This is a genomic window from Paenibacillus sp. P4_A7, assembly GCF_056402455.1.
In genome coordinates this window covers 23,339-37,926 of sequence record NZ_JBFUHJ010000014.1, presented here as the reverse complement: position 1 = coordinate 37,926, position 14,588 = coordinate 23,339, and the positions used below count along the sequence as shown (strand labels likewise).

General features: G+C 45.1%; 16 protein-coding genes and 2 pseudogenes. All 18 read right to left on the bottom strand.

Annotated elements, in window-relative coordinates:
* Positions 1-26: 26 nt before the first annotated feature.
* Complete coding sequence (locus tag AC1DWN_RS04085) at positions 27-905, bottom strand: dihydrodipicolinate synthase family protein (protein WP_477557663.1); 879 nt, start codon at positions 903-905, stop codon at positions 27-29.
* A 49-nt stretch (positions 906-954) separates the two neighbouring features.
* A complete protein-coding gene (locus AC1DWN_RS04080) occupies positions 955-1,689 on the bottom strand; it encodes an MBL fold metallo-hydrolase (RefSeq protein WP_477557662.1) in 735 nt (244 codons plus the stop codon).
* The gene (locus AC1DWN_RS04075) at positions 1,689-2,690 is read right to left on the bottom strand and encodes a Gfo/Idh/MocA family protein (RefSeq protein ID WP_477557661.1); all 1,002 of its coding nucleotides are present in this window, start codon (positions 2,688-2,690) and stop codon (positions 1,689-1,691) included. The genes AC1DWN_RS04080 and AC1DWN_RS04075 overlap by 1 nt, the downstream gene beginning before the upstream one ends.
* A 22-nt stretch (positions 2,691-2,712) precedes the next feature.
* On the bottom strand, positions 2,713-3,801 hold the full coding sequence (locus AC1DWN_RS04070; protein ID WP_477557660.1) for a pyridoxal-phosphate dependent enzyme: 1,089 nt from the start codon (positions 3,799-3,801) through the stop codon (positions 2,713-2,715).
* A gap of 112 nt (positions 3,802-3,913) precedes the next feature.
* On the bottom strand, positions 3,914-4,621 hold the full coding sequence (locus tag AC1DWN_RS04065; RefSeq protein WP_477557659.1) for a FadR/GntR family transcriptional regulator: 708 nt from the start codon (positions 4,619-4,621) through the stop codon (positions 3,914-3,916).
* The gene (locus tag AC1DWN_RS04060) at positions 4,618-5,307 is read right to left on the bottom strand and encodes a FadR/GntR family transcriptional regulator (protein WP_477557658.1); all 690 of its coding nucleotides are present in this window, start codon (positions 5,305-5,307) and stop codon (positions 4,618-4,620) included. Before AC1DWN_RS04060 ends, AC1DWN_RS04065 begins: the two co-directional genes overlap by 4 nt.
* 107 nt (positions 5,308-5,414) lie before the next feature.
* Positions 5,415-6,365, bottom strand: coding sequence for an aldo/keto reductase (locus tag AC1DWN_RS04055; protein WP_477557657.1), 951 nt, complete (start codon positions 6,363-6,365; stop codon positions 5,415-5,417).
* The gene (locus AC1DWN_RS04050) at positions 6,359-7,159 is read right to left on the bottom strand and encodes an SDR family NAD(P)-dependent oxidoreductase (protein WP_477557656.1); all 801 of its coding nucleotides are present in this window, start codon (positions 7,157-7,159) and stop codon (positions 6,359-6,361) included. Before AC1DWN_RS04050 ends, AC1DWN_RS04055 begins: the two co-directional genes overlap by 7 nt.
* A gap of 506 nt (positions 7,160-7,665) precedes the next feature.
* On the bottom strand, positions 7,666-7,968 hold the full coding sequence (locus tag AC1DWN_RS04045) for a twin-arginine translocase TatA/TatE family subunit (RefSeq protein ID WP_477557655.1): 303 nt from the start codon (positions 7,966-7,968) through the stop codon (positions 7,666-7,668).
* A 263-nt stretch (positions 7,969-8,231) separates the two neighbouring features.
* A pseudogene (locus tag AC1DWN_RS04040) lies at positions 8,232-8,324 on the bottom strand (hypothetical protein); the annotation flags it as partial.
* A gap of 33 nt (positions 8,325-8,357) precedes the next feature.
* Positions 8,358-8,792: an S-layer homology domain-containing protein gene (locus AC1DWN_RS04035; RefSeq protein WP_477557654.1), complete on the bottom strand. Its 435-nt coding sequence runs from the start codon at positions 8,790-8,792 to the stop codon at positions 8,358-8,360.
* A gap of 15 nt (positions 8,793-8,807) precedes the next feature.
* Positions 8,808-8,906, bottom strand: a pseudogene (locus AC1DWN_RS04030) (S-layer homology domain-containing protein); the annotation flags it as partial.
* 159 nt (positions 8,907-9,065) lie between these two features.
* Complete coding sequence (locus tag AC1DWN_RS04025; protein ID WP_477557653.1) at positions 9,066-10,172, bottom strand: YVTN family beta-propeller repeat protein; 1,107 nt, start codon at positions 10,170-10,172, stop codon at positions 9,066-9,068.
* A gap of 22 nt (positions 10,173-10,194) precedes the next feature.
* A complete protein-coding gene (locus tag AC1DWN_RS04020) occupies positions 10,195-10,380 on the bottom strand; it encodes a twin-arginine translocase TatA/TatE family subunit (protein WP_477557652.1) in 186 nt (61 codons plus the stop codon).
* 139 nt (positions 10,381-10,519) lie between these two features.
* Positions 10,520-12,286: a glycosyl hydrolase family 28-related protein gene (locus AC1DWN_RS04015; protein WP_477557651.1), complete on the bottom strand. Its 1,767-nt coding sequence runs from the start codon at positions 12,284-12,286 to the stop codon at positions 10,520-10,522.
* 722 nt (positions 12,287-13,008) lie between these two features.
* Positions 13,009-13,785 (bottom strand): twin-arginine translocase subunit TatC, encoded by a 777-nt coding sequence (tatC, locus tag AC1DWN_RS04010; RefSeq protein ID WP_477557650.1) that lies wholly within the window; start codon positions 13,783-13,785, stop codon positions 13,009-13,011.
* A 91-nt stretch (positions 13,786-13,876) separates the two neighbouring features.
* Entirely contained in the window at positions 13,877-13,972 is a 96-nt protein-coding gene (locus AC1DWN_RS04005) for a twin-arginine translocase TatA/TatE family subunit (protein WP_477557649.1), read from the bottom strand.
* A gap of 146 nt (positions 13,973-14,118) precedes the next feature.
* A complete protein-coding gene (locus AC1DWN_RS04000; RefSeq protein WP_477557648.1) occupies positions 14,119-14,385 on the bottom strand; it encodes an S-layer homology domain-containing protein in 267 nt (88 codons plus the stop codon).
* Positions 14,386-14,588 lie beyond the last annotated feature (203 nt).

Below are 14,588 nucleotides of genomic sequence, written 5' to 3'. Positions count from 1 at the left end.
CTTCCGTGATCCTTATTGAAGCTTGTTTAGATCAACTTGATCTGCTGCATATAGCTCTTCACTTTATCTGCTTGTTGCGGGTTTAGGTCAGTTGCGTAGTCCGGATGGAAACAACCCTCAAAGCCAAGTAAATTCATCGCATGGGTAAAGCCCGGGAACACGCCCACCTCGATGAACACATTCCTAAGGCCAACAATCTGATCTAGACATTGTGCAGCTAGTTCACGGTTACCTTCACTTAATGCAGTATACATAGTCTCTGTAATAGCCCCCGTACAGCTGAACATCCCATCCAAATTTCTCGTAATTCCATAGCCATAGGCGACATCGAAGGTATCCAATCCACTGTAAATGACCTTGAAGTGCGTATCGATCTCAGATACCTTGCGGCTTAGCACCCTAGCAAGTGCTATGTCTCCCGATTTGATTCCTGCTATATTCGGATGTGACATCAGCTCAATAACGGTAGAAGCTTGGGTCTTACATTGAGTAACGCCAGGCAAGTCATACAAATACAAAGGGAAAGGTGACGAATCTGCTAAAGCGCGATAGAAGACTTTCATTTCCTCCTGTGAGGATTGAAAATAAAAGGGAAGAGTTGCCACGACCCCATCAAGCTGTAGCTCCTTCAAACTGTCGATTCGATCTCTTACCCGAGCAATCGAGTTATCCATAACTCCAACGTAAACCGGGCAAGCGCCCCGCGCCGCTTCCACTGAAATTTCGGCTACCTTGGCATATTCGCTGTTTTTAATGACTGGCTGAATACCCATCGAACCCATAACAAGCAGACCTTCTGCCTTCTTATTGACCTGGTCTTCCACATGCTTGACTAAACTATTCATGATAACATTTCCATCCTGATCCAACGGTGTCCCTAATGCTGGGTAAAAGCTGCTGTTCATCGTAAACTCTCCCTTATTTCGTTTATTTGTCCAAAACCAATCCTATTGTCTACACAATGCTTTGCGGCACATCATCCCGCACGAAAGCTTCCACGGCCTGACGGATTGGCTTGCCGCCATTCCTCACGACAGGCACATGATGTCCCGGCATTAAGCTCTCCACTTCCAACTGCTCCAAGATCGATAATGAACTTGATAATTGCTCCATAGAAAAGTCCTTCGTAGGGATCGCCGCGATCTGTCCCCCTACGAATATGCTGTCTCCACTGAACAGAGTTTTCAGCTCTGGACAATAGTAACTGACCATGTCGCGGCTATGACCAGGAGTCTCAATCACCTCCAGCGTAAGCTCACCAACTGTAATACGATCCGTGCCCTGCAGCTTCAAGTCCACTAAGCATGGTGTAAAGCTACAGTCCTGAGGGTACACACCCACTTCTCTTGCCTGAGTTAACCCAATGGCTTCTTCATCTCCTACTTCAACGAGCCGTGCAGTTAATTCGGAGGCTCCGACTTTGGCCCCCGTCAAGCGCTGCATCGTTGAAGCTCCGCCAGCGTGATCCATATGTGCATGGGTCAATAGGATATAGTGAACGTCATGCACGGCGAAACCATCCCTTTGCAATTCATCCATCATGTTCGGCACCCCATAACCCGTTCCGCAATCGATGATCGCCAGCTCACTGCCTCCATCCAATAAGTAAACGTTACAGTCCAGCTCATCGGTCGAATTCATGCCGAGAAGACCGCTACCGATCCAATAAATACGATCTCGGACGCGCATCAGGTGGTAACCGAGCTGACCAGCACTGGCACTCCCTGCTCAGAGGACCGGTTGATAGCCGTTGCTACGCGGATAACATTCAGGGCATCTTCTGGACGGAGTATAGTAGAAGGCTTAGAAGTGAGTATGCAATCCGCAAAGTGGCTCAACTCCGATAATAAAGCCCCTTCCAGCTTGCCATTTATATTGCGGTTCGCGTACATGTAGGGAAAATCATACAGCTCATCAGAGCAGACACTGAATGCCTGATCGGGATTTTGCATTCGTAATAACCCTTTGTCCCCCATAATTTGCGTAAATTGGTCCTGGGGCGCTGGCCAGCACTTAGGTGCTAACCAGTTGCTGTCCATCATCGCAACCGATCCGTCTTGGAAGGTCAACATCGCACACACCATATCCTCACCTTCAGCAGAGGATGATCGTTTGGCGTAAACCTCGACCGGAAGCTCATTTTTGTACCACAAAATTTGATCGATATCATGGACACCTAAAATAAATACGACAGGTGTTCGCTTATAGAGCCCGAAGTATTCTCGCTTATCACTTCGCCTTGCGTAGATGGAACGAATACGACCGATATCACCTCTCTCTATGGATTGCTTCATGTTGATATAGCGCGGATCAAATCGCGTGACATGTCCGACCATCAGCAGCTTTCCTTGTTCCGTTGCGAACCGAATCATCTGCTCGGCCAGAGTCAGATCGCACTCCAGTGGCTTCTCCACGAATACATGACAGCCCGCTTCCAATCCGGTCATCACAGCTTCGTAGTGATACGACTCCGGTGTTAGAACATCAAGAGCATCCAGAGCTTCACAACGAAGCATTTCCTGTATGTCCGTATACCCGTTGCACTTCAGCTCTTGTGCCATAGCCTCGACCTGCTCAGAGCGAATGTCACATATGGCCACAATATTTACCGATGGAATTTGCTGCAGACATTCTATATGAAGCTTGGCAAATCTTCCTAAACCGACAATACCCAATCGTATTTCCGCCATTCAAGCTCCCCCTCCCTATTGCTTACATCTCATCCGCCATAATAGTAGGAACCGGTGAAGCCTGACTGACCAGTGTCCCCATACGATCCGTATCCTTGTAACCGGCACCCGAGACGATGCATATGACTTTGGAATCTTTGCTGATTCGTCCCTCTTTAAGCGCCTGTGCTACACCGGCCATAGCGATAGCTCCCGCCGGCTCGCAGAAGATACCTTCCTTGACAGCCATCTGCTCCTGCCAAAACCAAGTTTCCTCGTCGATGATCGCTTCAGCGAATCCATCGCTCATTTGTATCGCTTGCAGAACCTGAATGGCGTCGGGTGGATTAGGTACCTGAATCCCAGAAATCCTCGATGTTGACTCCCCGTCTACTGGCTTATTAAGACCAGCCTCCCAAGCCTTCGCCACGTTAGCGCAGCCCGTCGATTGACAAGCAACAAGCTTGGGAAGACGGTTGATCGCCCGCTCTGCCAACAGATCGGAATATCCCCTGTATATGGCGGTTAACAGTCCTCCGCCGCCAACAGGTACGAATACCGCATCAGCTTCCTCGACTAGATCCTCTGCTAATTCATAAGCAATCGTCTTCACGGCTTCCATCGCCAGAGGGGCGAAAGCGTAAGCCGTAATTAAAAGCTCCCAATTGTTCTTGCCAGCATTTTCGAGCACCTTGGCAAATACGCGGTTCCCAATCTCTGGACTGAAACCGAACCCCTGTACCTTCGCGATGTTAGCTCCATGAATGATCATCGGCTCCAATTTCGACGCTACGATATTTTCCTGGACGTATACGTTGTACGCCAAACCCGCTCTTGCCGCATAAGCCGCAATCGACCCTCCAGCATTTCCGCTTGTCGTTCCCGTACAAGCGGTACGCCCGTATTCCCTCGCCAATGAAACGCCAAGTGCTGAAATTCGGTCCTTGTATGAACCCGTTGGATTTAACGATTCAAGCTTAAAGTATAAGTTCGTGAGCCCCAGTTCTTCACCGATGCGCACACTTTTGATGAGTGGCGATCTACCCTCGCCGAGAGAAATCTGATTTTCCTCTGATACGTTGGGCAACTTATCCGCGTATTTCCATATTCCCTGCTTAGTTGAACGAGTCATAGGCAGCTCCTTTAAACTCTATATTATGAAACATAAATATATTATGGTATTACCATTTTAGTAAGAGAAGGGCCTCGCTCACATCCCCTCTCACTCTCTCTTATCTGACTGCTTAATACTGTCCATCCAAAATGATCTCTTTCAACGGACTCAGATGTTTAACCATTACCTTCTTGGCACCATCCATATCCTTCTGCTTGAGATACTCCACGATTTGAGAATGCTCGAGGAGTGTATGGCCATAACCATCCGCTTCTGACATCCGGCTCTCTCTGACCTCATTGAAATATTGGGTGATGACTTCACTCAGCTCATAGAAGGTTTGATTACCCGTCATCTTGAACAACGTACGGTGAAACGCGATATCCTCTTCCATTATAGGGTGCTTAAGCCTAATGGCTCTTGTCATTTGTTCAATGCACATGTCCAGCTCATTAAATTCGACGGTCAGGAGGACCGACTTTGCGTTCAATCGCTTAACGATCAATTCAATGGCCGACAGCTCCAGCATAATCCGCGTCTCCAGCAGCTCCAGCATCCTAGATTGATCCCGTGACCATCGGAAAGAAAACTGACTGACAAGATGCTGCATCGAGGATTCGCTCACATAAACACCATCGCCCGGTTTAATGAGCAGCACACCTACCGCTTCCATCGCTTTTAACGCTTCGCGTACGACAGTCCGGCTGACTCCAACAAGCTCAATGATTTCCTTCTCGTTCAGGAATCGATCTCCAGGTACTAGCTGATGCTCCACGATATGTTTATGCAGCTTCTCTACAACAACATCCTTCAGATTCATCCGCTTCAACGGCTTCATGCGTCCACCCTCTTACCGGTCAAATGCATTCTCAGCAATTGCGCTGCTTTCTCCTTATCTCTCGCTTGCAACGATTGGACAATGTCCCGGTGCTGCCGAATCGTTTCAGACTTCCCGGGAAAATTTCCATCCTTAAGCTTGCTCGTCTCTACCAAATGAAAATACTTATTAATGACATCGGTTAGCTGAGAGAACAGMTGGTTGCGAGTCAAGCTAAGTAGCTCCCGGTGAAAGAGGTAATCCAGCTTAATAAATTCACTTATCGTTGTCGCCTCTTGCTCCGATTGGGCAATTAACGCATATAACCGCTCGAAATCTGCCTCTTCTGCCTGTTCAATAATCGATTCCACGGAGGCTAGCTCAAGCAAAATGCGGAAATGTAGCACCTGATCGAAGCTACTCTCATCCTGCTGCCAGACTCCCATCATCTCATGAAACAAAACAGAGAAATTCGGATCCTTGATATAGATTCCCTTCCCCTGTTTCTTCACGATCAAACCTAACGCCTCGAGTGTTCCCAACGCTTCCCGGATGACAGGTCGGCTCACTTCCAGCTGTTCCGCAAACTCTCTCTCGGTAGGGAGTCTGTCTCCTGCCTTAAGATGATTGTCGGCTATGTAACCTTTAATCTTATCGCAAGCCAACTGGCTTAACATCCGATATTCGTCCTGAGCTAACGGTTCCATATTTCCCTCCAACATAGATCTCATGGTAATACCAATTATCTCATACTACCCTATTCGTGAAAAACAAGTCAATGCTCCCTGATCTGTACCGAGCGATCACTTGGAGCCTATTGGATCCACATGGCAGGAGTTATCACTTTTTCCGGAATATCCACGAACGTTCGATCTATTTTCTCTCTCGTTGCTTCCGATATTCCGGGTCCCTTCATCAAACTCAGATTGTCGTCTATTTGCCCCTTGCTCTCCGCCCCGATGACAAGGCAATGCACACCTTCCATGTCACGAATATAAGAAATAGCGAGTTGGGCAATCGATATTTGCTCTGAATCAGCCAACTCTCTCAGCTTCTCCAGCAAGGGACCCGCGTCTTGTCGAAGCTTCTCCGGAATCGTCTGTTGACTCATGAAAAATAATCCTTGCAAATATACGCTCCGGACGACGATGATTTTCCCGCCTTGGTTRAATTGTTGCACTGCCCCACATTCGACGAGTCTTCGATCGAACAAATTCATCGGAATTTGTACTACCTCATAGATGTCATCCCGGATCAGATCGGAAATCGCATCATATTGGACTACAGGAACGGCACCCAGCGAGATACCTCCTCTTCGGATGAGACCATTATTTTGCAGCTTTTTCATGACTTTCGTAATCGAACCTCTATACTTATCTAGCATGTCCGGATTATGAACCATCAGTGCCGGTAGCGAGCTTAATTGTAACCGTTCCAAAATTGCTTCGGTCTTATGAACCATCTGACTTTCAATCTCCAATTCGCTTGTTAGATCCATATCGATCTTCAGCTTGGAGACGATAAACGGCGTTTCCTTGTCCTTGAAGTAATTCCCCAGCTTAAGCTCAGCATCCCCGTATTCATAGGCTGTATCGTAGCATTTCACTCCGGTCTGCTCGCAGGCGCTTAACAAAGCATTCGCATCCACGTTATGGCTCTGGTTGTTGATTCCATAACCGCTTAAGCCGAGCTGTGCTGTACCTAGCATCATTCTGGACAAAACTAAACCGTTGATCCGACTGTAGGCGAGTTCATCATTTACCAACTGCTCCATCCCCCGTCGAGAACCAAGTTGTGTCCGGTTACATATTTGGAAGCTTGGGATGCCAGATAGACGACAGCTCCCTTAATATCATCCTCATCAGCCATTCTTCCCAGAGGTGTGCGTTCCAGATATCTTTGCAAGAATTCGTCAGATGATATTTCGTGCTCGGTGTTCGTCGGATTATAGCCACCAGGGGAGATGCAATTGACCCGTATATTGTATTTACCGTAATAGTTGGCAAGCCACTTCGTCATCCCGACGATTCCCCACTTGGCGTAGGTATACTCAATTCCGCTAGTCATTCCGCTGTCCCCGTAGACGGGAAAATGAGGTCCCAGTATCCCTTGAATAGAAGAAATATTAATAATGTTCCCTTCCTGCCGTTCCCGCATCGTACATACGACGGCCTTCGTCAGCAGCATGACACCCAAACCATTGACTTGCTGGGCTTGCAACCATCCGGCCGACGTCGTTTGTTCGATGTCATTTAACCCTGTTCGGGATACGGAATTGTTGATCAGGATGTCGATCTGACCGAATTCCGTTATCGTCTGTGTTACAAACTCCTCGATGCTCTGCTCATCAGCCAGATCCAACCGTCTCGCAACAGCCTCATGGCCCTTGTTCCTGAGTACCTGCGCTAACTTCTCACATTGCTCAACCCCACGCGAAGCAACAATGACCAACGCGCCGGCTTCACCCAATGCGCTTGAAATATGCTCTCCATATAAGCCAGAACCGCCTGTGACGATCGCAACCTTCTTGCCGAGCTGAAACATATCCATGACATTCATGTTTTTACTCCTTTGATAATTCGACGAGATAGTATGGTATTACCAATTTATTGTAGATTCAGATTATCCCTTTTATATCCTTATGTCAAACTAAAATTCATCTAGCCTGAAAATGAACTTGTAATTTACGAGGGTTTAGTCTAAACACGCAGCAAGCCTATTAAGGTAGTATTAAATAATATGCTTTACATCATGGGATATCCCTGGAATATCTTAGTTCAGTTTACATTAGAAAATACCTCCACTATCTATTAAGTCATAAGAAAGCGAGCAGTTCTTAACAAGTTGTTTTTTCTATTGGACAGAAACATAGAATAATAACGGAATTGTCCTGTACAAATAGACAGGACAATTCCGCTAATCTCCTACCWTGATCTTGAGCATACCACATCCCCAGTACGAGTACTGCAGCTATCCAAAAAATCCTTTTGCGTAATTCGCCCAAATGACCGACCAAAGACATTGAATCGTCTTGCATCATTTCACCAACCTAATCTATCTTCAGTTCATTCTGGATCTGGTGATATGCGGTATTCCTGTGTTTTTTTCTCTAATTTTACCTCTGCAGTAACTTCACTGTATTGAGCTTCTTGCACATTTTCCTTCTCCGAGCGGATTTCTTTACGCGGTCCCGATTGTGCTTGTGGTGCTTCATCATCGTCATTCATAATGTCCTTGGTTCCGTTTTTAAACTCCCTTAATGTTTTGCCGAAGGCTTTTCCTAATTCCGGCAGCTTACTCGGTCCGAATAGTAACAAAGCAACAAATATAATCATGATAAACCCCATCGGTCCAATTGAGCTTAACATTTGCTTCAACTCCTCTTCTTAAGTGTTTTCGTTATGATCTGGCCCCGTTCACAATACTTGTGAAGCTCCTTTCTTAAGTAGTGTTTCTACAATTTATATTACACCCATCTGATGCATTATAGGCAAGCAGGTAGCATTCGGCGACTGCGTCGTGCAATTGATGCACACCATAAAGCACATGACCAAAGTAATAGATGTCCTTGAAATAAGCCGCAGAGCTGTCATGGATGACGTTTCCCAAGTAGAAGGGGAAAAAGCAAAGCTCATCCATGGCTACTCGTCGGTTTACGCAGACCATCGTTGGATGGAGACCTGCTACTATTATTGCTTTTCTGACAGAATTTCCGTTCTAACTCGTGAACCTGCTTCTCTTACAGCATGGCTTAGTATTAATTGATAAATCTTATATGGAGCAATAGCCGTTTGATAATAACATTGGCTTGCGCGCTTGTTGCCAGGTCTTTTGGAGCAAATTTGTCGTCTGTGATTCCTGTCATCATACCTGACTCAACCATTTGCACTACAGAAACCTGCGCCCATGAGCTAATAGCCGCTTTATCCTTGAAGGCAGACAGCAGGGGATTAAGCTTGCCAGCCACGGCAGCGGGTTTACTATTGAATGTTAACGCCCCCGATACGACTATTGCCATTTGCTCTCTGGTGATCGTCTCGTTAGGCCGGAAAGATCCATCCTCGAAGCCACTGATCGGTTGCGCTTCCGCCACTGCTCCAACTGCTCCTGCGAACCAATCGGATTCGTTAATATCACGAAACTCTTTGGCAAGTAACGGTTTTTCTTCAAGCCCCAGTGCTCTAGTTATCATAGCGATGAATTCCGCATGGGTAACTTTGTGCTCTGTTGCAAAGCTTGAATCCGTCATTCCCTGAACAATAAGCTTGGAGGCAAGCTGTTCTACATCGGATTTCGACCAATGATCCTGTAAATCGTTAAGCTGTTACCGAAACGGAAGCAGTCGGATCATAGGTCGACGCCGTCACTATCACATTGTGACCTCATTTCTAACATGAACTGTGTATACGTCTTTTCCCGGATGAAATGCTGGGCTGAGACTGCCTTCGCTAACTGTTAGAGCATCTTAATACGCAGCTTTTACCGCTTCTTCTGCCCATACGGTTATTTCGTTGCTGTTGAAATTGACTGCATAAACGCTGCCTGATAGCGGATTGACTATTATAGCAATAGGGTTTGTCCCTACCGGCACAGTCGTAATCATCTCAGTGCTTCCATCAATCACTGTTACATCATTACTGTCGTAGTTAGCCACGTAAATCTGGTTTGCAGCAGAATTAATGGCCAGTGCATTCGGACCCATTCCCGTTTGCAGGGTGCTTACAACCATACTGCTGGTTCCATCAATCACCGACACATCGTTACTGCTGTCATTTACAACATAAATCTTACCCGTCACTTCATTAACCGCAACCGCATTCGGAGTTGTTCCTACGGTTATAGTAGAAGTACTGTCCGTAGTGCCATCGATGATGGTGACACTGCTGCTATATAAATTTGTCACATACACATAACCTGTCAGCAGGTTGACTGCTATCGCATTCGGACCCAATCCTGCTGGCAGTGTAGTTATGACCGTATCGTTTGTACCATCAATTATCGATACATTATCGCTATCCACGTTCGCTACATAGATCCGGTTCGCAATTGGATTGACTGTCAGCGCAAATGGGCTTTCTCCGACATCGACAGTAACCGTGTCATTCGTCACCCCATCGATGACTGTCACATCATCGCTGCCCAAGTTGGCAATGTAAATTTTATTAGTCTCCGTGTTTACTGCTGCTGCAAAAGGAATACTTCCAACATCCACGGTGACGGTACTATTCGTCGTACCATCGATAACAGTGACATTATCACTATCCGCATTGGCCACATAAATTTTGTTTGTCACCGAATTCACGACCACCGCATAAGGGGTGGTTCCCACCTCAATGGTTTCCACACTGTGATACGTATCATCGATCACACTCACGCTATCATTGGTGACATTAGCCACATAGATCTTGCTCGTTAGCGGATTGACCGCTGCGGCATGTGGCCCTCTTCCCACTACAATGCTTGAAGTGCTGCTGTCCGCTTGCGCTGCCCCAGGAAGTCCTCCTACAAGCAAAGTGATGATGACCATCCCCACGCATACCGTTCGAGGCAGCAAATAAGTCGGAAGTTTCATCGATCCCACTAGCTCCTTTCCTCTACTCCAATTCGTGCTGTTTTCCAGTGTCTGTTTTGCTATCGCCCAGCAGTTCTTTCGTACCCTTCTTGAACTCTCTCAGCGTACTGCCGAAAGCTTTGCCAAGTTCCGGCAGTTTGCTTGGCCCAAATAGTAGTAAAGCAACGATACCGATCAGAATGATACCTGAAGTCCCTATTGTCGCCATCTCATTCGCCTCCTAACTCCCGTCCTGCTTCTTCATTGTACAAGCTTAGAAAAGATATTCCACTGCACAACGGTTCTGGTAGTGTTTGCAGCCCGCTTGCAGCCATTTAATACATGTCGTCCCTTTGTATTCAATGATATTAAACACTTCTAACCGCTATCCATCTTACCAGCCAACCAACCCCCATTACGGACCCGTCATTTTCGTAAGGTTTGATTGTAAATCCACTTACAGTTATGGGATGGATAGCACAACTCCTGCCATGCGTAGGAGTCTGAATAATGGCATGCACATAATCAATCCTCGAATACTCAGATGAATCCGGCAAGGTAATTTCAATTGAAGATCCTGTGGTTTCCACAGTCCCCGAATCTATACGCTGATTTTCACCTCCAACAGTCGATCTTCCGTTAAATTGATTTTGTATGGGGATTCCTAAGGCCAGTTGTCCAACAGATACAATGTTATCGATACTAGTTGATGGATTAACTATATGATAAGCAGGTGTGTTTAATCCAAAATAGCCTCCATCCAATTTGAGTTTGGCCCCGCTTTGCAAATAGAATATAGCATCTCCATACGGTCTGCGATCTGGCCAACCCGCCAGCGTCGTATAATCCAAGGGAACGTTTTTTATGGTAACGGCAGAGGATGGACCACTAATACTGAAAATAGCCTGCTCTTCAAATGGTATATTCGTTCTGTTTGCGTCTCGATAGAAATATTCATAATCTTGCCTAAATTCCAATATTTCGGCTTCGATAATGCCACTACATCTTAAAGCAACACCGTCATGCCACTCCATACCAAATTTTACGTTTACAGAAATGGCAGATGGTAAATCAAGAGCAATAGGCATATGATCAGCAGGACACTTGTTTGCATGTGTGCTTGTACCTTGAATATATCCCCTTAATTGAGAGTAAACAAGATTAACTACCCTAAAAGCAACCATGCAGTCGTCGATTTTTAAAGCGTCAAAATATAAAGAAGTACAAGCAGAACCGGCACTACCATCTTCAAGAGGATCCGCATAAAAGCCGTAAAAGCAGTTGTTAATCCCTAATGACCTGYATTCCCCTCCAAAGACAGATTTCCCCTTAACCCCAAACTCAAAATTTTCAATTAATACATTCTCAAAATAAAAATGATAGGAATTATTCAGATGAACTCCTATACTTCCATTGCCCCGTTGAAATTTGTTCGCTTCGTAATCACCGGTTATTGTCAAATTCTTAATGGATAACGGGGATACGAAAATTGGAGCAATTTTTACCGTAATGGCCGAATCGAACCCATAGTTGTTCTGGATTGTGTTCCTTTTAATAATTTTCGTGCCACCTCTTGATTCTCCAAATATATTTTTGTTATTGGTTAATTCTACTGAATTTGCAAATAGATAATTTCCATTAGGAACATAAACCCAATCCGCAGCGTCTATAGCTATCTGAAATGCTTGATCCGCGGCAGTTACGCCGTCTCCTTTGGCCCCAAACCATTTCACATTTACTGCTCCATTATAAATACGCTTAAATCTGGCACCAGCCGTCGATACGAGAACAGTACCTGTATTATCCAAAGAAGTCGTATCAGACGGATCGTATCGAAACGGTCCTTCCTGTTCGTCATCGCAAATAAAATAGATATTATCCGCATTAAGCTGCGGGTTAGCCCTTAAATCTGCTATCGTTTTCGATACAACCACATTCATTTCCAATAAATCTTTCACTTTCGTACGGCTGTCAGCCTGATCAGCATTAGGTGTAGCAAAAGCTGTGTTAATCAACCCTGTTGAACCGAGTGCAATCCCCGCCATTCCTAAGGAAGCGAGTAGCTTCCGCCTGCTGATCATACTTTTCTCCTGTTCCGGGGCTTGTTTATCGGTCATTTCCTTTTCATCTAACATTGTTATTCCTCCCGTAATTTTGATGGAAATTGCTAAATGGATTATTCGATAAATCACCTGTAGCAATCATTTGATGACGACAGCAGTTTGATCTGCGAGTTGCCATTACGTAACCCTCGCTCGAATCAATCGTCATCCATTTAACAAGATATTCCATATAAACGGATACACGCAAATAATGGGTAACATTGTGATCTGAATGGCCGATGCATCGCCATAAGACAGATTGGAAACGTTTGCATTTGAGAAATTGATTGAAGCTTTCTCAATAAAAATGAAAGAATGGTTTAGAAGCGTCCTAAACTCAGTTTCATTTCAATCTTCCCCTTTCGTTTAAATAGCTTTTGCCATACAGTATTGCGAAGCAATCATCGACACCCGTTAACAATACTTGTGGAACTGCTTTCTTAAGTATATTTTACTTTGTTTACAACCTTATCTTAAGGGTAAAGTCAATTTCTCTTCAATCACACAATTGTCAKATACATTGTAAAAATGCGATTACTATCAGGAAAATAATGAGTTATTCGTGTGAAATAGACACGGAAATACTTAATGAATAAAAGCTTAATCAACCATCGCCGTTCAATGGGATTAAGCTTTTATTCTCCGTTTTCTTATTGCGATTCCAAGCCAGCTCCCGGTATTCAGTCGGCGAAATTCCTGCATATAGCTTGAATACCTTGCACCATGTTGCTTTTTAATCTCCGCTGGACGAACAACTACACTCCATATCCCGCTTCCCTGATACGGTCTTTCGCCAGCTGCTTCCGATAAACCACTCCAGAAAGCAGCATGCTGATCTCGTAGAGAATAATAAGTGGAATGGCGACAATGATCGCTGAGATTGCATCGGGTGGAGTAACAATCGTTGAGAGAATAACAAGCGTCATGTAAGCATATTTCCGTAATTTACGAAGTCGCTGCGGATTAGCCAAACGAAGCCGTGTAAGAAACATGACCACCACAGGTAATTCAAATAACAATGCGATAGGCAGTATAATGTTAAACATAAATGAAAAATATTGGGTAACACCGTACGTTTCTGTAATGTCCAAGCTTTCATTCAATCCTGAGGCGAATTTAAAAGTCAGGGGGAAAACCACAAAATAGGCAAAAGCTAAACCAACTAAAAATAAAAAAACGGAATAAGGAATATAACCGATCGTTGCCTTCTGCTCTTTTTTACTTAGACCTGGTTTAACAAATGACCAAAGGTGATACAACGTAACAGGACCTGTAACGACTAAAGCAAGGATAAAGGATACCTGCATATAAACCCTTATTCCGTCCCAAGGTGAGAAAGCATGCCAACTTGCATCGGCAAGAGGGGAGGCTTCTTGAAGATAAATAAGTATAGGCTTAGCTACAAAAAAACCTCCGATCATCCCCAGCACAAGTACAGCAACTATCCAAAAAATCCGTTTGCGTAATTCACCCAAATGCTCGACTAAAGACATTGCATCGTCTTGCATCATTTCACCAACCTTACTTATCATTAGTTCATTCTGGTGATCTGCGGTTTTCCTGTGGGCTTTTCTCTAATTTTCTCTTCTGCAGTAACTTCACTGTATAGTGCTTCTTGTAAGTTTAACTTCTCAGAGCGAGCGAATTTTTACTCGGTCCAAACAGTAACAAAGCAACAATAACAATCAATATAATATGAATAGGTCCAAACGCGCCCATTAAAGTGTTTTCGTTGTGATCCGGTTGTAGCGCTTTTTAAAATTTGTTGTATTATTTATTTTCATTGAATTCACTGATTTTCCAATCGGGCTTGCCAGGTCTATCGGAGCAAATGTGTCATTAGTAATTCCTGTCATCGTACCTGACTAAACCATTTGCGCTACAGAAACCTGCGCCCATGAGCTAATAGCCGCTTTATCCTTGAAGGCAGATAGCTGGTGATTAAGCTTGTCAGCCAGGGTAGCGAGTTTGCCAGCGAATGTTAACGCTTCCGATACGACTATCGCCATTTCCTCTCTGGTGATCATCTCGTATGGCCGGAAAGATCCATCCTCGAAGCTGCTGATCCGTTTATTTCCGCCGCAGCTCCAATTGCTCCTGTGAACCAACCGGGTCCCACACGAGCTTGTCATAGTCTTCATTCCCGTTCGGATCAGTAACCGGTACTTATATATTTCACCAATGCTCGCCGCTTACAAGAAATCAGTAATTCAATCACTTGGGTTGCTTTGTTAATTGACGTTTGCGGCTAATCCGATGAAGGCTTTCATGTTGCTCGTGTTGCCAACCTTAAACAATGTGTTTATCGTAAAGGTCGGCTCTTCGACAGGTTCTT

Coding starts and splice junctions, on each gene's coding strand:
- tatC (WP_477557650.1), bottom strand. CDS start 13,785: ATGATAAGTAAGGTTGGTGAAATGATGCAAGACGATGCAATGTCTTTA.
- AC1DWN_RS04070 (WP_477557660.1), bottom strand. CDS start 3,801: ATGACTCGTTCAACTAAGCAGGGAATATGGAAATACGCGGATAAGTTG.
- AC1DWN_RS04075 (WP_477557661.1), bottom strand. CDS start 2,690: ATGGCGGAAATACGATTGGGTATTGTCGGTTTAGGAAGATTTGCCAAG.
- AC1DWN_RS04025 (WP_477557653.1), bottom strand. CDS start 10,172: ATGAAACTTCCGACTTATTTGCTGCCTCGAACGGTATGCGTGGGGATG.
- AC1DWN_RS04050 (WP_477557656.1), bottom strand. CDS start 7,159: ATGAATGTCATGGATATGTTTCAGCTCGGCAAGAAGGTTGCGATCGTC.
- AC1DWN_RS04085 (WP_477557663.1), bottom strand. CDS start 905: ATGAACAGCAGCTTTTACCCAGCATTAGGGACACCGTTGGATCAGGAT.
- AC1DWN_RS04035 (WP_477557654.1), bottom strand. CDS start 8,792: ATGATAACTAGAGCACTGGGGCTTGAAGAAAAACCGTTACTTGCCAAA.
- AC1DWN_RS04020 (WP_477557652.1), bottom strand. CDS start 10,380: ATGGCGACAATAGGGACTTCAGGTATCATTCTGATCGGTATCGTTGCT.
- AC1DWN_RS04080 (WP_477557662.1), bottom strand. CDS start 1,689: ATGCGCGTCCGAGATCGTATTTATTGGATCGGTAGCGGTCTTCTCGGC.
- AC1DWN_RS04005 (WP_477557649.1), bottom strand. CDS start 13,972: ATGGGCGCGTTTGGACCTATTCATATTATATTGATTGTTATTGTTGCT.
- AC1DWN_RS04000 (WP_477557648.1), bottom strand. CDS start 14,385: ATGACAAGCTCGTGTGGGACCCGGTTGGTTCACAGGAGCAATTGGAGC.
- AC1DWN_RS04065 (WP_477557659.1), bottom strand. CDS start 4,621: ATGAAGCCGTTGAAGCGGATGAATCTGAAGGATGTTGTTGTAGAGAAG.
- AC1DWN_RS04045 (WP_477557655.1), bottom strand. CDS start 7,968: ATGTTAAGCTCAATTGGACCGATGGGGTTTATCATGATTATATTTGTT.